Source organism: Thauera butanivorans NBRC 103042 (assembly GCF_001591165.1).
GTDB lineage: Bacteria > Pseudomonadota > Gammaproteobacteria > Burkholderiales > Rhodocyclaceae > Thauera > Thauera butanivorans.
On the sequence record NZ_BCUG01000069.1, the window covers coordinates 1 to 22,951 of the forward strand.

A 22,951-nucleotide genomic window follows, 5' to 3' on the forward strand; every position below is an offset into this window, starting at 1 on the left:
TTGATGGACGCCCAACCGCACAGAGGGAGGGCTATGCGTAAAAAATAATATTTTTAATTTATTCTTGTAGTGCATATATTGCATTTATGCGCATTGACGCATAAATTGGAGATATTCCTCTAGCGCATATTGACCATGCACACGATACGGACCGTCGAGCAGCTTGCTTCCGTGCTTCAAGGCATGAGGGCCTCCCGCAAACTCACGCAGGCCCAGTTGGGCGAGGCCATGGGGCTGTCCCAGGCGCGCATCTCGAGGCTCCTGGACAATCCAGCGAACGTGACTGTCGATCAGCTCCTCACCCTGCTGATGCTGTTCGACGCCGAGCTCGCCATCCGACCCAGGCCGCAAGGCGGTGCGGCGGCTGCAGGTTCGCGCGAGGACGCCTGGTAATGGCGGGGCGGCCGTCGAAACGCAGGACACTCGCCGTATGGATGAATGGCGAGGCGGTGGGGCACTGGACCCTCGCTCCCGACGGTCACCGGTTCGTGTACTTGGAGGCCTGGCTCGGCTCACCGTCGGCGCGCGCGATTTCGCTGTCCATGCCGTTGGAGCAGGGCACCAGACCCTTCGCCGGTGACCGGGTCGAGGCCTACTTCGAAAATCTTCTGCCTGAGAGCATCGCGATTCGAAAGCGTATCGCGCAGAAGTTCGGGACATCCGCCTCGACCTTCGATCTCCTGGCCCATATCGGCAGGGATTGCGTGGGAGCCGTGCAGTTGCTCCCACTGGACGTGGAGCCCACCGGCTTGCGCCGCATCGATGCCGAGCCCTTGACGGACGGCCAGGTGGAAGCATTGCTCGACGCCACCATCTCGAATGCCCCGATCGGGCTCGGTGACGAGGAAGGGCTGAGGATTTCCATCGCCGGCGCGCAGGAGAAGACGGCGCTGCTGCACCACGCAGGGCGTTGGTGCCGGCCGCTGGGCGCCACGCCCACGACGCATATCCTCAAACTCCCCATGGGTGAAGTCGGCCATGTGCGGGCCGATTTTTCCACCTCGGTAGAAAACGAGTGGCTGTGCGCCCAGATTGCGCGCGAGTTCGGCTTTGCGATGGCGGAGTGCGAGATTCTCCGCTTCGGACACCACAAGGTACTTTCGGTGATGCGCTTCGACCGCATGCTGCTCGACGGCTGGTGGGCTCGGCGCCCGCAGGAGGATTTCTGCCAGGCCCTTGGGGTGCCGGCTGAAAGGAAATATGAAGAGCACGGCGGACCGGGCATGGCGGACATCCTGCGTGTCCTGCGCGGCAGCGATGGGCCGAAGGAGGACCGGCTCCGATTCCTCGCGGCGCAACTGCTGTTCTGGCTTCTTGCGGCACCCGACGGGCACGCCAAGAACTTCAGCATCTTCCTCCTGCCGGGCAGCCGGTTCCGACTCACGCCGCTCTACGACATCATGTCCGCCTGGCCCATCATCGGCTCGGGCGCGCGCCAGTTTCCGTGGCAGAAGGTGAAGCTCGCCATGGCCGTGCGCTCGAAAAACGTCCATTACCGGATGCACGATGTTCAACGCCGGCACTGGAGCACCGTGGCGCGCGCGAACGCGCTTGGCCCCGATTTCGAGCCGGTCATCGAGGATTTCGTCCGGCGCGCGCCCGAGGTCGTCGAAGCAGTGTCACGCATCCTGCCCGCAAGATTCCCGGCGGGCGTGAGCGAACCGATATTTCAAGGCCTGTTGAGCCAGACCAGGCGCTTGGACGCCGGGCAGATCCCCGGAGCGTAGCGGACCGGGGCGAGTTCAGCCGCCAGGGATCATCCCGCCGCCAGGCCGCATTCGCCCAGGAACCAGTCGCGGAAGCGGCCCAATGCCTCGTCGTCGGCCTTGTCCTCGCGGTAGGCGAGGTAATGGCGCGTCTCTTCCAGTTCCACTTCGTGTTCGACCGGCCGGACCAGCCGGCCCTGCTGGATCAGGGGCGCCACCAGGTGGTTCCAGCCCAGGGAGATGCCCTGGCCGTTGAGCGCCATCTGGATCAGCAGGTTGTAGTCGTTGGCGCTGAAGTAGTGCCGGCCGCTGCGGAGGCGGTCTTCGATGTCCAGGTGGTGGATGGCCAGCCATACGCCCCAGTCGACGTGCTCGGAGATCCCCGTGCGCTCATAGGGAGTCAGGTCGAGCAAGACGCCCTGCATCAATTCCTCGATGTTCCGTATTTCCGGATGCGCCTCCAGGTAGGCGGGCGCGCAGACCGGATAGATCCGGTCGTGGAACAGCGGCTTGCTGATGTAGCCGTCCCGTATCGATGAAAGCTTGGTGATGAAAACGTCCGGCTGGATGCCGGGGGCCATGGACAGGAAGTTCTGGGTCGACACCAGGTCGAGGTCGATGTCCGGATTCGCGCTGAAGAAGCCGGGCAGCCGGTGCGCCATCCACAGCGCCGAGAAGGCCGGCGAGCAGCACATGCTCAGGGTGCGCCGGGTGCTGCTGCTGTGGCCCTGCCGGATGCGTATCGCGGCCTGGGCGATGTTGATGAAGGACAGCTGCGCAGCATCGAAGAAGGTGGAGCCGGCCGCGGTCAGCTCGACCGAACGCCCGGTGCGCGTGAACAGCGCCGTACCCAGATGCTCCTCGAGCTCCTTGATCTGGCGGCTGATTGCGGCCTGGGTGACGCACAGCGTTTCGGCGGCGCGGGTGAAGCTCCGGTGGCGGGCTGCGACGACGAAACATCTCACTGCCCGCAGAGAGGGCATCTTGAGCAGCAATTGGCCAGGCGCTGTGCGTTTGTTCATAACATGAGGTTATCGATAGCCCGGAAAAAAGGTTGTTTGTCCAGAAATGGCTGCGTCTCTAGACTCTGCAAAAAATAAATTGATCGGAAGATAAGACGGAGGCCATGAAATGACAAGAGTTACCACGCTTCCTGCAGACGATGCGGCATGCGGTTGGTATCACACCAGTGCGCCTCGCCGGGTAAAAGAAAGCCATTCCGGTGAAAAGAAAACCCGTTGGGCGGTGATCGGTGCCGGATTCACCGGCCTGGCCGCGGCGCGGCAATTGGCCTTGAATTTCCCGGATGAGGAAGTCGTGCTGATCGAAGCCCAGGAAGTGGGTTTCGGTACCTCGGGCAGAAATGCCGGATTCGCGATCGACTTGCCGCACGACATCGGCGCCAAGGATTACATCGGCGATATCAATATCGCGCAGAGCACGCTCAAGCTCAATCTGCTGGGGCAGTCCATTCTGCGCTCGCTGGTGGAGCAGCACGGCATCGATTGCCAGATGCACGCCTGCGGGAAATACCAGGGCGCCATCGAGGATCGCGGCGTGGCCGTGCTCGATGCCTACCGCAGCGGGCTGGACAAGCTCGGCCAGCCCTACGAAGTGATCGAAGGCAAGGATCTGCCGGATCACATCGGTACCTCGTTCTACCGCAAGGCGCTATTCACGCCCGGCACCATTCTGATCCAGCCCTCGGCGCTGGTGAAAGGGCTGGCCGACAGCCTGCCGTCCAATGTCGTGCTGTACGAGAACACCCCCATCACCGATTTCGAATACGGCGACAAGGTGGTGCTGGGGCATCGCAACGGCCGCATCACGGCGGACAAGCTGGTGCTGGCCAACAACGCCTTCGGCATGCGCTTCGGCTTCCTGCAGCGGACGATGCTGCCGATGTTCCTGTACGCCAGCCTGACCCGGCCGCTGACTGCGGCCGAGCAGGCGCAACTGGGCGGCAAGCCGTTCTGGGGCGTGATCCCCGCCGATCCGTTCGGCAGCACGGTGCGCCGCACGCCCGACAACCGCATCCTGATTCGCAACAGTTTCAGCTTCAATCCGAATCAGCAGCCGAAGCCGCATTGCCTGGAGCGTTTCGTCCGCAATCATCGCCTGTCCTTCGAGCGGCGTTTCCCGATGCTGCCGGACGTCGATTTCGAATACACCTGGAGCGGCTCGCTGGCGCTGTCGCAGAACCACAAGGGCTTTTTCGGCCAGCTTGCGCCCAATGTCTATGGCGCGCTGTGCTGCAACGGCCTGGGCGTCACCCGCGGTACCGTGACCGGAACGCTGTTGGCCGACTGGATCGCCGGCCAGCGCAATGAACAGATCGATTTCCTGCTGGATACCTCCGGGCCGAACAAGGTGCCCCCCGAACCATTCCTGTCGATCGGCGTGAATGCCACCCTATGGTGGGGGCAGATGAAAGCCGGCAAGGAAATGTAATCGCCTGAAGTGATCCGCGCACGCCATCGGTGATGGCACAGCGCTCGATTGGCGGCCCGCGGATGGCGCCGGGTGGCGCTCATCCATCCGCAGGGCAATTTCCGCGAACGGGGCGTCAGGCGATCGTCCGGAAAAGGAAATGAACCGCCGGATTCAATTGATACCAAACAAGCATGCAGGAGGCAAAATGAATAAAATTTACCCAAAAGGAACAGGCAGCGCCGTTTCCATTGAAGATGTTCCGATCAATGGTTTCCATCAATTGCTGACCGTGCGTTCGGGCGGCGGCTGGGTGATGGACGGCTACATTCTCAGCATCATCGGTGTCGCCCTGATGCAGTTGTCGGCCGAATTGAGCCTGGACAGTTTCTGGGAAGGCATGATCGCGGCTTCGGCGCTGATCGGCATTTTCTTCGCGGGCTTCTTCGGTGGCTGGCTTACCGACAGGCTGGGACGGCAGAAACTGTATTTCATCCCGCCCATCCTGTTCACGCTGTGTTCGCTGGCACATCTGTGGGTGGATTCCGCCGTCGCCATCTTCATGCTGCGCTTCCTGATCGGCGTCGGTGTGGGCATCGAATACCCGGTGGCCAGCTCGCTGCTGGTGGAGTTCCTGCCGAGCAAGAACCGTGGCCCCCGGCTGGCGGCGCTGACGATTCTCTGGTTCGCCGGTGCGGCGCTGGCCTACATCGTCGGCAACGCCATTCTGAGCGCGGCGGGTCCGGAAGCCTGGCACTGGGTGCTGGCCAGCCCGGCGGTGCTCGGCGTGATGCTGTTCCTGGTGCGCCTGGGGACGCCGGAGTCGGCACGCTGGCTGCTCAGCAAGGGGCGCAGCGCCGAGGCCGATCGTGTCATCAAGAAGGTCTACGGCCCGACGTTCTCGCTGGCCAACATGCCGGAAGCGCCTGCCGACAAGAAGGTCTCGCTCGGTACGCTGATCCAGTCCGGCTACGGCAAGCGCCTGCTGTTCGTCGGCGTGTTCTGGGCCTGCTCGGTGATTCCGGTGTTCGCCGTGTATGCCTTCGTGCCCAAGGTGCTGGCAGCGCTGAACCTGACCGGCGACTGGGCGGCCTATGGTTCGATCGCGATCACGCTGCTGTTCGTGGTGGGTTGCATTGTCGCCACGCCGCTGGTGAACATCATCGGCCGCCGTCCGCTGCTGATCTGGAGCTTCCTGCTGTCGGCGCTGGCGCTGCTGGGACTGGGCAGCTTCTCGAACAGCGCGGAATGGGTGGTGCTGAGCTTCTTCGGCCTCTACGCCTTGTTCATCGGTGGCGCGCAGGTGCTGCAACTGGTGTATCCGAACGAGATCTTCCCGACCGACATCCGGGCTGCCGGCGTGGGCATCGGCGCGTCGATCTCGCGTATCGGTGCGGCCATCGGCACCTGGCTGGTCCCGATCTCGCTGGTGAGCATCGGCATCGGCAACACCATGTACGCCGCCGCCGCAGTGTCCGTCGTCGGCCTGGCCGTGTCGGTGTGGCTGGCGCCGGAAACCCGCGGCATGAGCCTGGAAGACGCCGCTTCGCTGAAGCGCTGAATCCCGGATTTTCCCTGAACCCCTTTCAACCTCATTCGCGTGTCGCTGCCGGAGCGGCGGCACGCTTTTCACCGGGAACACCCTTCCCACACCAATGGAGAACCATCATGAAATTCGAAGGTATCTACACCCCGGCCATCACCCCGCTGACGGCAGACGGCCAGATCGACAAGACCGCGTTCGCCGAGGTGCTGGAATCGCTGATCGAAGGCGGCGTGCACGGCATCATCATCGGCGGCTCGACCGGTGAGTACTACGCGCACTCCGTGCAGGAGCGCATCGACCTCGCCACCTACGCCAAGCAGGTGATCGGCACGCGCGTGCCGCTGATCGTCGGCACCGGCGCGGTGCGCACCGAGGAATCGGTCGGCTACGCCGCGTCGGCGAAGGAAATCGGTGCCGATGCGATCCTGGTCGGCTCGCCGCCCTATGCGCTGCCCACCGAGGCGGAGAATGCCGCCCACGCGCTGGCGATCGACAAGGCCGCGGGCCTGCCGATCATGCTCTACAACTACCCGGGCCGCATGGGCGTGTCGATGGGCCGGGAGTATTTCCGCACCGTCACGGCGGCGTCGAAGAACTTCGTTGCGATCAAGGAAAGCTCGGGCCAGGCCGGCCAGCTGCACATGCTGGCGCGCGAGTTCCCCGGCATCGACATTTCTTGCGGCTGGGACGACCAGGCGCTGGAATTCTTCGCCTGGGGCGCGCGCAGCTGGGTGTGCGCCGGTTCGAACTTCGTGCCGCGCGAGCACGTCGCCCTCTATCAGGCGTGCGTGGTCGAGAAGAATTTCGACAAGGGCCGACGCATCATGTCGGCGATGCTGCCGCTGATGGACTTCCTCGAACTCGGCAAGTTCGTGCAGTCGATCAAGTACGGTTGCGAGCTGGCCGGCCTGCGCCCGGGCGGCGTGCGCGCGCCGCTGCAAGGCCTCGACGACGACGAGAAGCAGGCACTGAAGGCGATCATCGCCGAACTGAAGCGTGAGGTGACCTACATCGTCGGAGGGCAAGCCTGATGGCCGAGCTGCTGACTGCCGCCGAATACGCCGCGATCGCGAAGAACATCCGCTTCCCGAGGCAGGCCTTCATCGATGGAGCTTTCCGCGACTCGCTGTCGGGCAAGACCTTCGTCACCACCAACCCCGCCACCGGCGAAGTGCTGGCCGAGGTCACCGCCTGCAATTCGCAGGACGTCGATCTGGCGGTGGCCAACGCCAAGGCTGCGTTCGACGATGGCCGCTGGCAGCGCCTGCCGCCGTCGCAGCGCAAGACCGTGCTGGTGCGTTTCGCCGAGCTGCTGGAAGAGCATGCGCACGAACTGGCGGTGATGGAAAGCCTGGACAGCGGCAAGCCGGTGCGCGAGTGCCAGACTGCCGACGTGCCGGAAGCGATCCATACCATCCGCTGGCACGCCGAACTGATCGACAAGATCTACGACAACACCGCGCCCGTGGGCTCGAACGCGCTGGCGCTGGTGGTGCGCGAGCCGATCGGCGTGGTCGGCCTGGTGCTGCCGTGGAACTTCCCGTTGCTGATGCTGGCATGGAAGATCGGTCCCTCGCTGGCGGCCGGTTGCTCGATAGTGGTCAAGCCGGCCAAGGAAACGACGCTGACCGCGCTGCGCGTGGCCGAACTCGCCCACCAGGCCGGCGTGCCCGCCGGCGTGTTCAACGTGCTGCCGGGCGGCGGTCGCGAAGTCGGTGAGCCGCTGGGCAAGCACAAGGACGTCACCATGGTCAGCTTCACCGGCTCGACCGACACCGGCCGGCTGTTCCTGCAGTATGCGGCCGAGTCGAACCTGAAGCGCGTGGTGCTGGAGTGCGGCGGCAAGAACCCCGCCGTGGTGCTGAAGGACGTCGAAGACCTCGACGTGGTCGCGCAACAGGTGGTCGCCGGCGCGTTCTGGAACATGGGCGAGAACTGCTCGGCTTCGTCGCGCCTGATCGTCCATGCCGACATCAAGGACGCGCTGCTCGAACGCATGGCCGTGGCGGTCAAGGAGTGGAAGATGGGCAACCCGCTCGATCCGGAGCACCGGCTGGGTTCGCTCGTCAGCAAGTCCCACTTCGACAAGGTCCGTTCCTACCTCGATCAGGCTGCGGCGGAAAAGCTGCGCGTGGTCTTCGGCGGCAACGCCAGCGAAGGCAACTTCGTCGAGCCGACGGTGGTGGACGGCGTCGGGCCGGACAGCCTGCTGTTCGTCGAGGAAATCTTCGGGCCGATCCTGTCGGTCACGACCTTCAAGGATGTCGATGAAGCGATCGCGCTGGCCAACGACTCGGTCTATGGTCTGGCGGCCTCGGTCTACACCAGCAACCTGAACAACGCGATCCGTATCTCGCGTGCGATCCGCGCGGGCGTGGTGACCGTGAACTGCTTCGGCGAAGGTGACATCACCACGCCGTTTGGCGGTTACAAGGAGTCGGGTTTCGGCGGCCGCGACAAGTCGATCTGGGCTCACGACCAATACACCGAGCTCAAGACCATCTGGATCGACGTGCCGGGCGCCGGCTGACGCAAGTCGTGCCCCGTCCAGCCATGGCCGGCTCTTCGCCGGCCGTGCACTGGCGGGGCAGTCGGCTCCATAATCCGCAGTTTTTTTGCGGTCCGGCGCTCAGGCGGCCTGCCGGCCCGTGGGGTGTGGTTTTCACCGGGCCGGATGCGTGACATTCCTGACCATGGACAAGGCAGCATGAACAGCAAGAACAAAGCAACGCTCATCGGTTTCATCGCGATCCTGTTGTGGGCGTCGATCGTGGGCCTGATCCGCGGCGTCAGCGAGAGCTTCGGCGCCACCGGCGGCGCGGCGCTGATCTATACCGTCGCATCGGTGTTCCTGATCTTCAGCGTCGGTTTCAACCGGCTGAGCAAGGTGCCGCCCAAGTATCTGCTGTGGGGCAGCCTGCTGTTCGTGTCCTACGAGCTCTGCCTCGCGTTGTCCATCGGCTATGCCAACACCGGCCGGCAGGCGATCGAAGTCGGCATGGTCAACTACCTGTGGCCGACCTTCACGCTGATGTCGGCGATCCTGTTCAACAAGCAGAAGGCCAATTTCCTGGTGGTGCCGGGTTTCCTGCTGTCGATGGCGGGCATCTGCTGGGTGCTGGGCGGCGACCAGGGGCTGGACATCGCCAGCATGATCGCCAACGTCCAGGACAACCCGCTGAGCTACGGGCTGGCCTTTGCGGGGGCGGTGATCTGGGCCGCCTACTGCACCGTGACCGCACGCATCGCACAAGGGCACAACTGCGTGACGCTGTTCTTCATCCTCGTCGCGGTGGTGCTGTGGGTCAAATACCTGCTGATGGGCGGCGGTGAGATGGATTTCAACCTGCGTTCGGTCATCTATCTGGTGCTGGCCGCGTCGGCGATGGGTTTCGGCTACGCGGCCTGGAACGTCGGCATCCTGCACGGCAACGTCACGATTCTTGCCGGCGCGTCCTATTTCATCCCGGTGCTTTCCGCCGCGCTCGCCGCCTTGCTGCTGAGCGCGCCGCTTTCGTTCGCCTTCTGGCAAGGCGCGGCGATGGTCTGCATCGGTTCGATCCTGTGCTGGCTGGCAACGCGCAGCAAGGCATCGGCGCCGGTTGCAGAGAAGGCGGGACAGAGCGCCTAGCGCCCAGCCCTTCGATTCGCAGCTTTGCGGTGCCAGGGGTGCGCCGGCTCGACCGGCATGCCTATTCCATAAGCATTTAAGCCGCCGGTTCCGCAACGCCTGCCCCGACAGCGGGGTCGGGCGGGGGCTTTCGCATGCCTGGACAATTGCTGCATCAACCTGAAACGAGGAGGAGAAACCATGAACGAGCAATACACAGTCAAGACGGCCTGCATGCCGTACCGCCTGTCGGCCATCGGTGCTGCAATGCTTGCGGGCAGCGTGCTCGCCGCAGCCGGCGTTCCGGCGCAGGCGGCCGACGAGATCACGGCGGCCGAAGGCAAGTTCTCGATCGGCGGCGCACTGCGCGCCCGCTACGACTACAGCTTCGACTACGAGGACGACATCAGCAAGCTGAGCTTCGACACCTTCCGCATCACCCTCAACTACGATTCGCCCACCTTCTACGGCTCGGCGCAGTACCGCTTCTACGGCAGTGCCTACCCCTACGGCTACACCAGCAGGATCGGGCGCATCAACTTCCCCGAGTGGGCCTGGGTCGGCTACAAGCTCGGCGACGACACCCGCGTCGTCGCCGGCATCAACCAGATCCCCTTCGGCGTGCTGCCCTACGTCAGCAGCACCTTCTACCAGACCATGGTCAACGCCATCGGCCTGGAGGACGTGCATAACCTCGGCATCAGGCTGCAGCACACCGCCGGCCCCCTGGATGTGCAGCTGGGCTTCTACCCCACCGACGGCGGCAACTGGAGCGGCACCTCGCGGGACGCCAACCGCTACTCGGTCAACGTGGTGCGCGCCGACGACTCGGTGACAGGCGGCAGCAGCAATGACGAACGCAACATGATGGTCGGCCGGCTGGCCTACACGCTGCAGCACGGCGAGGAGGCGAACTCGGAGCTGGGTATCTCGGCGCTGCACTCGACGCTGCACAACTACGACACCGGCCGCGACGGCCGCCGCAAGGCCTATGCACTGCACTATGGTGGCAGCCACGGCGCCTTGCGCGTGCTGGCCGAAGCAGGCCGGCAGAAGATGACGCCGCGCAATCCGTCGGCGACCGGCAACGACACCATCACCTTCGGCGCCTACGACGGCTCGTTCAACGTCGCGGCGAAAGGCAACTTCTACTCGGGCGAAGTCAGCTACGCCTTGCCCGGCAGCTACGGCCCGGTCAGCGGCATCACGCCCTACCTGAACTACAGTGTGTTCACCAAGGACAAGTCCGGCTTCAAGGATTCGCAGCGCGTGATCGCGGGCGCGCATTTCAGCGCCGGTCCGCTGTACATCTATACCGAGATGCGCTGGGGCAGGAACGACCCCTATACCGGCGACTACACCAACGGCGCCGCGGCCGGGGGCGACGACCGCTGGAAGAAAGTGTTCTACGCCAACATCGGCTATTACTTCTGACCGGGACCGCCCGGAGCGGAGCGCCGCGGACCCAGGCGCGCTCCTCTCAGGATGTGATACAGAAATTCAGCTTGACCAGAATTAAAGTATCATTTCTAATAAAAGGAATTCATTCCTTTATAGGAAATTCAGGTTTGACCAGGGCCAGCTAGAGCCTTGCCAGAACTTCGAGTGCAAACCTGAAAGGCTGCGTGGCGCCCGACTCAAGTTGAGCGCCACGCAGCGCCGCTGAGCCCCGGACCGCTGGGCACGGCGGGTTGGTGTGCAAAAAATAACGAAGAGCAGTAACCACCACAGGAGACAGACAAGCATGAGAAGGATAAAGAATATCGCCGCCGCCATCTCACTGGCACTCACAGGCGCCCTCGTGGCCGGCTGCATGGGCAATGCCGGCGGCCACCCGGCGGAGGACCGCATCACGATCATCCGCGACGGCTACGGCGTGCCGCATGTGTACGCCGATACGACGCGCGATCTGTTCACCGGCTACGGTTACGTCATCGCCGAGGATCGCCTGTACCAGATGGAAATGGCGCGCCGCTCGGTCATCGGCACGGTCGCGGAGGTGCTCGGCGAAGCCTACGTCAACCATGACGTCTCCACTCGCGCGCTGTTCGATCCGCAGGATATCCAGCGGCAGATCGATGCGCTTGGCGCCGATGACTTCGCCATCCTCGACGGCTATGCCAGCGGCTTCAACCGGCGCATCGATGAGGTGCTTGCCGACAAGGCTCGGCTGCTGCCCAGGCAGTTCATCGATGCCGGCTTCGAGCCGACCAGATGGACGCCCTACGACGTGGCGATGCTCTACGTCGGCACCATGGTCAATCGCTATTCGGGCTCGTCGTCGGAAGTGTCGAACTACCAGGCATTGAGCTCGCTGACAGGCAGCTACGGAGACAGTGCAGGGCGCGCGCTTTTCGACCAGATCTACTGGCTCGAGGACGAGCACGCGCCTACCACCGTGCCGCGCAACGAGACGGTCGCCATGAAACGCGATGCAGCCGGGACGGCCGCGCAGCAGATCGCCGTTGCCGACAACGCATCCGCGACGGACGAGAAGGCGTCGTCCTTGTCCGGCCATCTCGCCCGTTTGCGCCCGCTGTCTGCCGACTGGAAGGGCATGGAGCTCGCCGGCTCGATCGTCGGCGGTACCTGGCCGGATGCTCGTCCGACGACCAGCAACATGTGGATCATCGGCCCCGACAAGACCGACGACGGCTCTACCATGCTGCTCAACGGGCCGCAGTTCGGCTGGTTCAATCCGGGCTACGTGTTTGCCGTCGGCCTGCACGGCGCCGGCTTCGACATCGTCGGCAACACGCCTTTCGCGCTGCCGGTCATCCTGTTCGGCACCAACGGCAAGATCAGCTGGGGGGCGACCGCGGGCCCGCTCGACGTCAACGACATGTATCAGGAAACCCTGGTCCCCGGCGACAAGACCGCCTACTTGCACAATGGCACCGTGCAGCGGATGAAAGTGAGGGCCGAGCTCATCAAGGTAAAGGGCAAGCCGGACACGACGACGGAGGTGTATTCCACCGTGCACGGCTTCGTGACCAGTTTCGATCCCGGCAACAATACCGCCTACACCAAGAAATCGAGCTGGGCGGGCTTCGAGGTGCAGTCGCTGATCGCCTGGATCCGCTCCACCCAGGCCGGCAACTGGGAGGAGTTTCTCGATCAGGCGAGCAGGATGGCCCATACCATCAACTGGTACTACGCCGATGCGAAGGGCAACATCGGCTACGTTTCGCCAGGCTACCTGCCCAGGCGACCGGCCAATCAGGACGTGCGCCTGCCGGCAAGCGGTGCCGGCGACATGGAGTGGGAAGGCTTCCACCCGTTCAGCAGCAACCCGCAGGTCTTCAATCCGGCGCAGAAATATGTCGTCAACTGGAACAACCAGGCCGGCCCCGGCACGCTGACCGATTTCGGCAATTACTCGATCGTCGACCGGGTCAACGAATTGTCCAGCCGTATCGAGGCGAAGCCGAGGCTGAGCCGCCAGGACGTGCTGGACCTGAACAGGGCGGGCTCGTTCGCCGATCTCAATGCCCGCTATCTGCTTCCCACGCTGATCGACGCCACGACCGATCTGCCCGCCGGTTCGATGGCGCGCATCGTGCGCGACCATCTCGCCGCCTGGAACTGGGAGAGCGCCGATGCGGACGACGATGGCTACTACGATGATGCAGCGGCTACCTTGATGCGCAAGTGGGTGCCCGTGCTGCTCGAGCGTGTGCTCAAGGACGATCTGCCGGCCGAAGTCTTCGCACGCTATGCGCCGGCGGGCTATCCGGCTGCGGGCAACCCCGGGAGCCCGCGCCCTGCAGCCGGCCTGAAGCTGGTCTACAACGCGATGCTTGGCGCCGAGGCCGGCGTGCCGCAGACCGTCGACTTCTTCAACGGCGAGGCCCCGGCTGCGGTGCTGAAGGAAACCTTCCTTGCTGCGGTCGCTGCGCTCGAGGATCAGTTCGGCAGCAATCTCGCGGACTGGAAGACGCCGGTTGCGACCCATCTTTTCAGGCCGCAGAACTTCCTCGGCATCCCGCAGGCCGGCGCGGACGAGGGCATCGAGCTCGCACCGTTCATGAATCGCGGCACCGAGAACAACCTGGTGGTGTTCAAGGGCGGCAAGGCGGTGAGCCTGTGCACCGTGGCGCCTCCGGGTCAGAGTGGCTTTGTCGACCCGAATGGCGTCAAGTCTCCCCACTACGCCGATCAACTGGAGCTGTACAAGTCCTTCGGCTGCAAGGAAGAGCATCTGAGCCGGGAAGCGGTACGCGCCGACGCCAGAAGCGTCAGGACGCTCGACTGATTCCGCCGGCAACGGAGGGAAGGTATCGGCTATTGCTTCTGGAGAGGGGGCGCCTGAACCGCCTCAGCCGCCCACCGCAACGCCGAACAGGTGGCCGATGCCGTAGGTGATGCCGGCCGCGCCAAGGCCGATGGCCAGTTGGCGCAGGCCGGAAAGCAGCGGATGCTTGCCGGTGAAGACCGCGATGGCCGCGCCCAGTGCGAACAGGCCGGTGGCCGAGGCGATCAGGCTGGCGAGCACGAGCTTGTCGTCGCCGACCAGGAACATCGGCAGTGCCGGGATCAGCGCGCCGACGATGAACACCAGGAAGGACGACATCGCGGCGGCCATCGGCGAGCCGCCGAGATCGTCCGGGTTGATGCCCAGTTCCTCGCGCACCAGGGTTTCCAGCGCCGAGTCCTTGTCCTTGATCACCCGTTCGGCGATCTGGCGTGCTTCCTCGGCGCTGAAGCCCTTGGCCTGGTAGATCAGGGTCAGCTCTTCCTGCTCCTCGGCGGGGACTTCGGCGAGTTCCTCGGCTTCGCTGGCGATCTGCCTTTCCTGCAGTTCGCGTGCGCTCTGCACCGAGATCCATTCGCCCATCGCCATCGAACAGGCACCGGCCAGCATGCCGGCCAGCGCGGTGGCGAGCAGGGTCTGCACGCTGGCGGCCGAGCCGGCCACGCCCATCAGCAGGCAGAAGGTCGACACCAGCCCGTCGTTGGCACCGAGCACCATCGCCCGCAGGTTGTTGGCGGCGCCCGCGCCGTGGCGGCCTTCCAGGCGGGAATAGACCGCACCGTTCCAGCCGCGGCTGGAACGGCTGGCCAGCAGCGACAGCATGCGCGCGTGCGAGCGCTCCTGCGCCGGCAGCGAAGTGCCTGCGGCTTCCTGCTGCCTGTCGTACATCGTGCGGTTGCGTGCCTCGTCGTCGGCCACCAGCGGCAGCACGCTCTGCGCGCCGAAACGGCGGCTGGCCCAGATCAGTACCCGGGTGCGCCAGCCGAGGCCCTTGGGCAACTGGCCGTCCGCCTGCTCGATCCGCCGCCGCCAGAACTCCGCGTGGGTTTCCTCGACCCGCGCCAGCCGCCGATAGACTTCGGCGATTTCCGGCTGGGGTTCGGCATCCGCCATCGCCCGGTACAGGGCCGCGCTGTCGGTTTCGTCGCGGTAGTTGGCGATGAATCGCGCCACATCCTGTCTGCCTGCCATCGAAGAGGCCGCTCCCTTCAAGAATCCTGCCCGACATGATGCATCACTGCGGCGGCTCCGCGAATCTCGTGTCGGTGGCCGCGTGCGCAGAGGACGGCAGGGCAGGGCCGACAGCACCGGCGCTGCCGCGGGTAGGGCCGTGATGGCAGAATGCTGGCTTCGCCCGCCGCACACGCTCCGTTCACCGCCTTTTTCATGTCATCGATCACCTCATCCCGTCCCGTCGCCATGCTCTGCCTGGCATCGAGCATGGCGCTCGTCGGCAGCTACGTCGCGCTGAGCAAGCCGCTGGCGGCGACTTTTCCGGTCATGCTGCTGGCCTGGCTGCGTTTCGGCATCGGCGGGGCCGCGATGCTGGGCTGGCTGAAGCGCCCGGCGGACGAGGAACCGATGAGCGGACAGACCCGCCGGCTGCTGTTCCTGGAGTCCTTCCTCGGCAACTTCCTGTTCACCATCTGCATGATCACCGGCGTCAGCCTGACCAACGCGCTGACTGCCGGCGTGGTGATGGCCTCGATTCCCGCCGTCATCGCGCTGATGAGCTGGGGCTTCCTGCGCGAGCGCATCAGCCCGCGCATCTGGCTGGCCATCGGCTGCGCGGTGCTCGGCATCGCGCTGCTGGCGATCGCCGGGCATGGCGGCGAGGCTGGCGCAGCGGGAAGCGACGAGGGCAGCGGCCGTGCCCTGCTGGGCAAGGCCTTGCTGCTGGCGGCGGTGGTCTGTGAAGCCTCCTATGCGGTGATCGGCAAGAAGCTGACCGGCAAGCTGAGCGCCAAGCGCATCACCGCGCTGATCAACCTGTGGGGTTTCGTGCTGTCGACGCCGTTCGGCCTTTATCTGGCATGGAGCTTCGATTTCGGCGCGGTCACGCCCGGCGTGTGGCTGCTGCTGCTGTTCTACGCGCTGGCCGCCTGCATGTGGACGGTGTGGCTGTGGATGACCGGCCTGAAGACCATCCCCGCCGCGCAGAGCGGGGTGTTCACCGTGATGCTGCCGATTTCCGCCGCCATGGTCGGGGCGCTGGTGCTGGGTGAAGCGCTCAACGGCACCCAGGTGCTTGCGCTGGGCGTAGCCGTGCTCGGCGTGCTGCTCGCCACGCTGCCGACGCGCTGGCTGCGGGCGCGGTAATGGCTGATTGAAAACACGCCGTGGCCTTGTTGCCGCCTGATTGCGGTAGTAGTATTTCAATACCTCAATGCAGAGTGCTCGCCATGCCCAACCTGTCAGTCAAGCTCGATGAAGCCACCCGCCTGCGCTTGCACGATGCCGCTGCGAGCCAGGACATGACGCCGCATGCTTTCATGGTCAAGGCCATTGACGCGGAGCTGGAAAGAACGGAGGCGCAGAATCGCTTCGTGGCTCGTGCGCTGCGCGTGCGTGAAGAAGTGATCAACAGCGGCCGGGTCGTGGACGGCGCCGCCTTTGCCGATTATCTGCGCGCCCGGGTGCGAGGCGTGGTGCTACCCAGGCCGGAAGTGCAGTTTTTGAAGACCGAGGACTCCGGCGCATGACCTGCTGGCTGCTTGCGCCGGAAGCAGCCGACGATCTGGAACGCCTCGTCGATTTCCTGCTGGAAGCCGAACCTTTGCATGCGGTTGAGACGGCCGATCTGATTCTCGATGCGCTTTCCATCTTGTCGCAGCATCCGCGCATCGGCCGCCCTTTACCCCAGGGACTCCGCGAACTCGTGATCTCTCGCGGCCATACCGGTTATTTGGCGTTGTACAGCTACGATGACCAGGCCGATAGCGCCATAGTGCTGGCCATTCGCCATCAACGCGAACAGGATTACCACTGAGAGTCTGAGAGTTTTTCGCCGCGGTGATTTGGACCTGCCACTGGCTTACCATGAGACATGACTGATCCGACCCCCCGGCGAAGCAGCGAAGAGTCTGTTCGAGGATCTGCCAGCGGTTGATGAGCGGCAGGCGGCAGTGGCGCAGCAGGCCCGAGAAGCGGCCAGGCGGCAAGGGCAGGCGCGACTGCTGCAGTCCAATCGCCAGCAGGTCGAGCTGCGGGCGAGCGACCTGGAATCGTTGCTGGGCGAGGATCGCCCCGGCCTCGTCTGCCGGCCCTGTTCGCCAAGCCACGGGGCTTCGGCCCTCGGCGGTCGAATGCTTCTCAAGCTCTGAAGAAAGGAGCGGCGAGCGTGAGCATCATCCTGCGCGAAATCTACGACCGCCTTCCGGATGTCGTGCAAGTTCCCGAGCATCTTCGTCAGCAGCGCGGCGAGGTCATCATCCTGCCCTTGGATGACGAACCAGCGCCCCGGACTGCATCCGACAGTGCCCGCAGGCAGGCCCTGCTATCTGCCTGGAATTGCATCACGCCAGCACGGTCCATCGAGTCCATTGACCGTGATGTGTCAGCAATGCGTGATGAATGGGCTGACCGCACAAGCCCTGTTGAACCAGATGCAGGAAGTTGCGCTGGATGAAGCCGTTATCCTTGAAACCATCAGGTTGCGCGAAACACATCGAATCAAACTGGGGTTTCGTGCTGTCGACGCCGTTCGGCCTTTATCTGGCATGGAGCTTCGATTTCGGCGCGGGCATGCCCGGCGTGTGGCTGCTGCTTTGTCTGGCGAGCAGGGGCGATATTCAGTCGCACACATCATCCCGGCTCGTCGATTGGCACGCTCCCCCCTGTCTTCACCTGGTTCATTGAGACCAGGGTCTTGAAGCTCTTCACATTCTTGTTGTCCAGGAACAGGCGGCGGCTCAGCTCCACGTACTGCGCCATGTCGCGTACCAGAAAGATCAGCACGAAATCGCATTCACCGGCCACGTAGTAGCACTGCTGGACCTGGGGGCAGTTCCGGAAACTGTGCTGGATTTCATCCAGCAGGTCGGTGCGTTCGCTCTCGACCTTGACCTCCACGATGATGGTCAGCGGATAGCCGACCGCCTTGGGATTGACGTAGGCGGTGTAGCGTTCGATGACGCCGGCTTGTGCCAGCAATCTGAGCCGCCGGTTCACGGCGGCCGTCGACAGGTTCGCTCGTTCTCCGAGCTCGCCCTGGGTGATGCGGGCGTTCTCCTGCAGTGCGGACAGCAATATCCGGTCGTAAGCGTCCAGTTCATGAGGCATGTTGAATTTTTTTCCGCTAAACGGGGAAAGTTTGATCGTACGAACGGATTTTATGCCTGTTTTTCATATAAATATTTTTTATATATGAATATTATTTTTATGGGCGCCGATGCTTCGGTGTCTATCCGAATCGCCTTAGGAGACAAGCTATGCTGATTGCTAATGAACGCGCCATCCGCGCACCATATCCCTCTGACCTTCGCTCGATCATGAACATCGAGCGTGCCCACGAAAGTCGTCAGTGGTTGTCGCACTGGAGCGAGATCGCACCTGCTGCGACGCCGCTCCATGACCTGCCTGAGCTGGCGGCGCAACTCAAGCTTGCGCGCGTCAGCGTCAAGGACGAGTCCGCGCGCTCGCCGCTGGGCAGCTTCAAGGCCCTGGGCGCACCCATCGCATTGGTGCGCCAGATTCTGCGTCTGCATCCCGGTTTCGAGCCGACAGCGGTGTTGAGCGGCCGCTACGCCGAGCAGTTGAAGGACTACACGGTGATCAGCGCGACCGACGGCAACCATGGCCGCGGTCTGGCTGCCGCTGCCCGTGATGCGGGCTGCCGCTGCGTGATCGTGCTGCACGCCAACGTGAGCATGGAGCGCGAACAGGCCATTGCCGCCCATGGTGCGCAGATCGTGCGCATCACGGGCAATTACGACGAGTCGGTGGAGGAGGCTGCACGCCTGGCGGCTGCCAACGGCTGGCAGGTCGTGTCCGACACCTCGTACGAAGGCTACGAAGAGATTCCGCGTGACGTGATGCAGGGCTACGGCACGATCGCGGAAGAAATCGTCGAGCAGTCGGGTGCTCGCCCGGACGAGGCTGGCCCCTTCACGCATGTCTTTCTGCAAGGCGGCGTGGGCGGCATGGCTGCCGGGGTGGCGAGCTATTTCTGGGAGTTCCACGGTGTCCAGCGCCCCCGTTTCATCATCGTGGAGCCGGCCCAGGCGGACTGCCTGATACAGAGTGCGATCCAGGGGTGCGCGGCCAAGGCGACGGGTTCGGTGGATTCGGTGATGGCGGGCCTGGCCTGCGGAGATACCTCGCCGCTGGCCTGGAAGTTCCTGCAGCCCTGCATCGATCACTTCATGACCATCGAGGACGGTCAGGCAGTCGAGGCCATGCGGGTGCTGGCCAAGGGCAGCCTGCGCGATATCCCCATCGTGGCCGGCGAGTCCGGTACCGCAGGTCTGGCGGCGCTTCAGCAGTTGCGGGCCGATTCGGCCTCGTCTGCCGAGATCGGGCTGGACTCCGCTTCGCGGGTACTCGTCATCAATACCGAAGGGGCGACTGCGCCGAAGGTGTACGAGGAGCTCGTCGGCGAGAGCGACCGCGCGGTGCTCGAGCGCCAGGCTGCCTGGTCTGCTGCCCGGTAGGCCATATCCCCGAAATCACACGCCATCAGATTATTCGAGAAGGAGACGCACCATGCATGTCGATAACGAACTGAGCACCGAAATGGTGAAGTGGCGGCATCACCTGCATCAGCATCCGGAAACCGGCTTCAACGAGTACGACACGGCTGCTTACGTGGCCAATGCGCTCGAGCAGATGGGTCTGGAAGTGCATCGCGGTATCGGCGGTACGGGCTTGGTGGCCAGCCTCGCGGTAGGCGACGGCAAGGGTGTGATCGGCCTGCGCGCCGACATGGATGCCCTGGCGATGACCGAGACAGCAGAGGGCCGGGCCCATGTTTCTCGCAACGCCGGCTGCATGCATGGCTGCGGGCATGATGGGCACATGGCGATGGTGCTGGGGGCGGCGAGCATCCTGACCCGCAGCCGCGACTTCAATGGCACGGTGCGCTTCATCTTCCAGCCTGCCGAAGAGCATGGCCGCGGCGCCAACGCGATGATCAAGGACGGCCTGTTCGAGCACTTCCCGGTGGACGAAATCTATGGGGCCCACAACATCCCCGGCATGCCGGTGGGCCACATCGCCACCCGTGTGGGCGGCATCATGGCCAGCGAGGACAATTTCGTCATTCGCATCCGTGGCGTCGGCGGTCACGCCGCGCGGCCGCAGATGGCCATCGATCCCCTGGTGGTGGCGGCGGAAATCATCCTGGCGCTGCAGACCATCGTTGGCCGCTCGGTCGATCCGGCGGATTCCGCAGTGGTTTCCTGCACCGAGATCCACAGCGATGGCATCCGCAATGCGATCCCGACCAATGTCGAGATCAAGGGCGATACGCGCAGCTACTCGCCCAAGGTACAGACACTGCTGGAGCGGCGCATGCGCGAGCTTTGCACGGGCATTGCCAGCGCCCATGGCGCGAGCTGCGAAGTGGAATACACGCACGAGTTCGTGCCGACGGTGAATTGGCCGGAGTGCACGCCGGTGGCGGTTCGCGCTGCGCAGGCCGTGGTCGGCGCAGACAACGTCGACGGCAACATTGCACCGATGATGATTTCCGAGGACTTCGGCGCCTTCCTCAAGGTCGTGCCTGGCGCTTCGCGTTCATCGGCAACGGCACGGGTGACGCCACCGGCGGCGTACCCCTGCACAACTCGAAGTACGACTTCAACGACGAGATCCTGCCCATCGGTGCCCGCTACTTCGCCGAGATCATCCGCACCCGCCTCCCGGCGTAAGACAACTCCCCTTCCTGCGTTTTTTTCCAGCCCGCGCTCCACTCCGGAGCGCCGGGAGGAGCCTCCTTTTGCCTGTCATGGAGATCGACAGCACATGAAAGACGACATCAAGACCACTACGGCGCCTGCCGCCATCGGACCGTATTCCCAGGGCGTTGCATACGGAAACCTGGTTTTCACTTCCGGCCAGTTGCCCATCGATCCTCGCACCGCCCGGATCGAAAGCGAGGATATCAGGGAGCAGGCCCGGCAATCGCTCGAAAATGTGAAGGCGGTATTGGAGAGCGGCGGCGCATCGCTGAGGACAGTGATCAAGACCACCTGCTTCCTCGCCGACCTGAAAGACTTCGCGGCATTCAACGAGGTCTATGCCAGCTACTTCGGCACCAGCGGTGCGCCTGCCCGCTCGTGCGTGGAGACTTCGCGGCTTCCCGCGGATGCGCGCATCGAAATAGAGGCCATTGCCTATCGGCAAGCCTCCTGACGCCGGGGAGGCGGGTGCTGAAGAACTACATGTAAAAAACACGCGCCCCATGAATTTGCCGTCAGCGAATTTCGGGCGCATTCGGAGAAAACGCCGGTGCATCGGCGTATGCATCGGCAGGAGACAAGCATGCAAATCGATTCCGCGGCGGTAGGCCGCCAAATCCCTCTATCCTCCCAGAAATGGCATTCCCAGGACACGGTCTGGATGCTGGGGATGTTCGGCACTGCCATTGGCGCAGGCGTCCTGTTCCTACCCATCAATGCCGGCCTCGGCGGCATCGTGCCGCTGATGATCATCACCGCGCTGGCCCTTCCCATCGCCTACTATTCTCACCGGGCGCTGGCGCATTTTGCCCAGGCTTCGACCGCGGCAGATAAAGGCCTCATCGCTGCGGTCGAGGAGCATTTCGGCATCACGGCGAAACGGGTGATTGCGTCCATCTACTTCGCGACCATCTTCAGCATCCTGCTGATGTATTCGATTGCGGTGACGAATACGACGCTGAGCTTCATGGAGCATCAGATGGGGATCGAAGCTCCGTCCCGCGCGCTGGTATCCATCGTGCTGATCCTGGTATTGCTGGGAATCGTCAGCCTCGGGCAGGAGAAGACGATGCGGGTGATGAGTGCGCTTGTTTACCCCTTCATCGGCTCGCTGGTGGTGATTGCGCTTTATCTGATCCCCAAGTGGAATCTTTCGGTTTTCACCTCCTTTTCCGCGGAGAGCTTCGCCCTCGACACTTCCGCCCTGATGACGCTGTGGCTGACGTTTCCAGTGCTGGTCATGTCGTTCAACCATTTCCCGATCATTTCGCCGTTTGTCGTGGTGCAGAAGCAGACCTACGGCAGCGAGTGCGATCGGAAATGCGCCAGCATTCAGCTCCGCAGTTGCCTGCTGATGGTGGGAGTGGTGCTGTTCTTCGTCTATAGCTGCATCCTGAGCCTGTCGCCGGCAGATCTGCAGGCAGCCAAGGACCAGAATATCTCGGTGCTGTCCTACCTCGCCAATCGCTACAACACGCCGACAATTGCTTATCTGGCTTCGTTCATCGCCTTCGTGGGGATCAACAAATCCTTCCTGGGCCACTATGTCGGCGCCTACGAGGTCATGGAGGATGCGCTTGCAAAAGTCTCGGGCAGCCATGGCTGGGGATTGTCCAAACGTACGCGAAATGCCTTGATCCTGGCCTTCACGATTTCATGCTGCTGGATAGCCGCCTGGTTGAACATCAACGTGCTCAGCATCATCGAGAGCTTTGCCGGACCGGCCGGGGCGATCATCCTGCTGCTGCTGCCGATGTATGCAATCCATAAAGTGCCTGCTTTGGCGCCATATCGTGGGCGCATCAGCAATGTATTCGTCACCACGGTTGGCATGATCACCGTCTCCGCCATTTTCTACAGCATCTTGCGGTAAGCGCTGCCGCTTTTGCAGTGTGCCGTGGCGACGTCCAACGCTGGGCGTCGCCTGGAAAAAATTACCGGCTGAACAAAGCATGGGAGTCACCATGGAAACTTCGAATATTTTCTTGAACGCCGAGCAACTGCTCGCGCACATTCAGGCCCTCGCTGCCATCGGTGCGGACCCGGTGAACGGGGGACGTACCCGGCTTGCGCTGACCGATGACGAAAAAGCGGGCCGCGATTTGGTCGTGCAATGGATGCGGGAGCTTCAGCTCGAGGTGCGTATCGACCGCATCGGCAACATCCTTGGCATCTTGCATGGTGCCGACCAAGGAGCGGGCCTGCAACCCTTGATGATCGGTTCGCACATCGACACGGTGTGCAATGCAGGGGCGCTGGACGGCTGCTACGGCGTTCTTGCCGGCCTGGCGGTCGTTCGTGCCTACCGGGCTGCAGGCGTGACGCCTGCGCGTGCGATCGTCGTGGCTGCTTTTTCACCAACGAGGAAAGGGGGTTTGCGGTACCAGCCCGACATGATGGGCTCGCTTGACCTTATTGCGGGGGGAGCTTTCGCTGCCAGCCATGCTCGATACCATCGGCTCCGACGGCACGCGTCTTGGGTTGAACGAAAAACTTCGCGCGCAT

At 63.5% G+C, this 22,951-nt stretch carries 20 protein-coding genes and 1 pseudogene; 18 read left to right on the plus strand and 3 right to left on the minus strand.

Annotated features, from left to right (window positions below):
* Positions 1-135 precede the first annotated feature (135 nt).
* Positions 136-393, plus strand: a complete 258-nt coding sequence (locus tag TBU01S_RS20395; RefSeq protein ID WP_068639337.1) for a helix-turn-helix domain-containing protein — start codon at positions 136-138, stop codon at positions 391-393.
* 41 nt (positions 394-434) lie between these two features.
* Positions 435-1,727, plus strand: a complete 1,293-nt coding sequence (locus tag TBU01S_RS20400) for a type II toxin-antitoxin system HipA family toxin (protein WP_245651003.1) — start codon at positions 435-437, stop codon at positions 1,725-1,727.
* 29 nt (positions 1,728-1,756) lie between these two features.
* Here the strand turns inward: TBU01S_RS20400 and TBU01S_RS20405 are convergent, their stop codons facing one another.
* Entirely contained in the window at positions 1,757-2,728 is a 972-nt protein-coding gene (locus TBU01S_RS20405) for a LysR substrate-binding domain-containing protein (RefSeq protein ID WP_068639339.1), read from the minus strand.
* A gap of 109 nt (positions 2,729-2,837) precedes the next feature.
* Here TBU01S_RS20405 and TBU01S_RS20410 point away from each other — a divergent pair, with 109 nt between their 5' ends.
* The 7 genes from TBU01S_RS20410 to TBU01S_RS20440 all read left to right on the plus strand — a co-directional run bounded on the left by TBU01S_RS20410 (position 2,838) and on the right by TBU01S_RS20440 (position 13,547).
* Positions 2,838-4,157 carry an NAD(P)/FAD-dependent oxidoreductase gene (locus tag TBU01S_RS20410; protein WP_068639340.1) on the plus strand — a complete coding sequence of 440 codons (1,320 nt, stop codon included), beginning with the start codon at positions 2,838-2,840 and terminating at the stop codon, positions 4,155-4,157.
* A gap of 187 nt (positions 4,158-4,344) precedes the next feature.
* Complete coding sequence (locus TBU01S_RS20415) at positions 4,345-5,697, plus strand: MFS transporter (protein WP_068639341.1); 1,353 nt, start codon at positions 4,345-4,347, stop codon at positions 5,695-5,697.
* Positions 5,698-5,804: 107 nt separating this feature from the next.
* Positions 5,805-6,713 carry a dihydrodipicolinate synthase family protein gene (locus TBU01S_RS20420; RefSeq protein ID WP_068639342.1) on the plus strand — a complete coding sequence of 303 codons (909 nt, stop codon included), beginning with the start codon at positions 5,805-5,807 and terminating at the stop codon, positions 6,711-6,713.
* The gene (locus TBU01S_RS20425; RefSeq protein WP_068639343.1) at positions 6,713-8,212 is read left to right on the plus strand and encodes an aldehyde dehydrogenase; all 1,500 of its coding nucleotides are present in this window, start codon (positions 6,713-6,715) and stop codon (positions 8,210-8,212) included. Before TBU01S_RS20420 ends, TBU01S_RS20425 begins: the two co-directional genes overlap by 1 nt.
* 177 nt (positions 8,213-8,389) lie before the next feature.
* Positions 8,390-9,313 (plus strand): aromatic amino acid DMT transporter YddG, encoded by a 924-nt coding sequence (gene yddG / locus TBU01S_RS20430; protein ID WP_068639344.1) that lies wholly within the window; start codon positions 8,390-8,392, stop codon positions 9,311-9,313.
* A gap of 180 nt (positions 9,314-9,493) precedes the next feature.
* Positions 9,494-10,726: a putative porin gene (locus TBU01S_RS20435; RefSeq protein WP_068639345.1), complete on the plus strand. Its 1,233-nt coding sequence runs from the start codon at positions 9,494-9,496 to the stop codon at positions 10,724-10,726.
* Positions 10,727-11,036: 310 nt separating this feature from the next.
* Positions 11,037-13,547: a penicillin acylase family protein gene (locus TBU01S_RS20440; protein ID WP_068639346.1), complete on the plus strand. Its 2,511-nt coding sequence runs from the start codon at positions 11,037-11,039 to the stop codon at positions 13,545-13,547.
* Positions 13,548-13,610: 63 nt separating this feature from the next.
* Here the strand turns inward: TBU01S_RS20440 and TBU01S_RS20445 are convergent, their stop codons facing one another.
* Entirely contained in the window at positions 13,611-14,738 is a 1,128-nt protein-coding gene (locus TBU01S_RS20445) for a VIT1/CCC1 transporter family protein (protein WP_068639347.1), read from the minus strand.
* A 195-nt stretch (positions 14,739-14,933) separates the two neighbouring features.
* Between TBU01S_RS20445 and TBU01S_RS20450 the strand changes: the two genes are divergently transcribed.
* The 5 genes and pseudogenes from TBU01S_RS20450 (at position 14,934) to TBU01S_RS24130 (ending at position 17,175) form a co-directional block, all read left to right on the plus strand.
* On the plus strand, positions 14,934-15,866 hold the full coding sequence (locus TBU01S_RS20450; protein WP_068639355.1) for a DMT family transporter: 933 nt from the start codon (positions 14,934-14,936) through the stop codon (positions 15,864-15,866).
* Between the two features lie 74 nt (positions 15,867-15,940).
* Positions 15,941-16,249: a CopG family ribbon-helix-helix protein gene (locus TBU01S_RS20455; RefSeq protein WP_157659228.1), complete on the plus strand. Its 309-nt coding sequence runs from the start codon at positions 15,941-15,943 to the stop codon at positions 16,247-16,249.
* Positions 16,246-16,536, plus strand: coding sequence for a type II toxin-antitoxin system RelE/ParE family toxin (locus TBU01S_RS20460; RefSeq protein WP_068639349.1), 291 nt, complete (start codon positions 16,246-16,248; stop codon positions 16,534-16,536). Before TBU01S_RS20455 ends, TBU01S_RS20460 begins: the two co-directional genes overlap by 4 nt.
* 61 nt (positions 16,537-16,597) lie before the next feature.
* A pseudogene (locus TBU01S_RS23620) lies at positions 16,598-16,789 on the plus strand (hypothetical protein); the annotation flags it as partial.
* Positions 16,790-16,887: 98 nt separating this feature from the next.
* Positions 16,888-17,175, plus strand: coding sequence for a hypothetical protein (locus tag TBU01S_RS24130; RefSeq protein ID WP_157659229.1), 288 nt, complete (start codon positions 16,888-16,890; stop codon positions 17,173-17,175).
* 176 nt (positions 17,176-17,351) lie between these two features.
* Here TBU01S_RS24130 and TBU01S_RS20470 read toward each other — a convergent pair whose 3' ends face one another.
* The gene (locus TBU01S_RS20470; protein ID WP_068639351.1) at positions 17,352-17,828 is read right to left on the minus strand and encodes an Lrp/AsnC family transcriptional regulator; all 477 of its coding nucleotides are present in this window, start codon (positions 17,826-17,828) and stop codon (positions 17,352-17,354) included.
* A gap of 149 nt (positions 17,829-17,977) precedes the next feature.
* Between TBU01S_RS20470 and TBU01S_RS20475 the strand changes: the two genes are divergently transcribed.
* The 4 genes from TBU01S_RS20475 to TBU01S_RS20495 all read left to right on the plus strand — a co-directional run.
* Positions 17,978-19,198, plus strand: a complete 1,221-nt coding sequence (locus TBU01S_RS20475) for a diaminopropionate ammonia-lyase (protein ID WP_068639352.1) — start codon at positions 17,978-17,980, stop codon at positions 19,196-19,198.
* A 52-nt stretch (positions 19,199-19,250) separates the two neighbouring features.
* On the plus strand, positions 19,251-20,900 hold the full coding sequence (locus TBU01S_RS25250) for an amidohydrolase (RefSeq protein ID WP_217999669.1): 1,650 nt from the start codon (positions 19,251-19,253) through the stop codon (positions 20,898-20,900).
* A 129-nt stretch (positions 20,901-21,029) separates the two neighbouring features.
* Positions 21,030-22,319 carry an SLC5/6 family protein gene (locus TBU01S_RS20490; RefSeq protein ID WP_068639354.1) on the plus strand — a complete coding sequence of 430 codons (1,290 nt, stop codon included), beginning with the start codon at positions 21,030-21,032 and terminating at the stop codon, positions 22,317-22,319.
* Positions 22,320-22,410: 91 nt separating this feature from the next.
* Positions 22,411-22,951: M28 family peptidase (locus tag TBU01S_RS20495; RefSeq protein WP_217999670.1), on the plus strand; the 541-nt coding region annotated here is incomplete at its 3' end.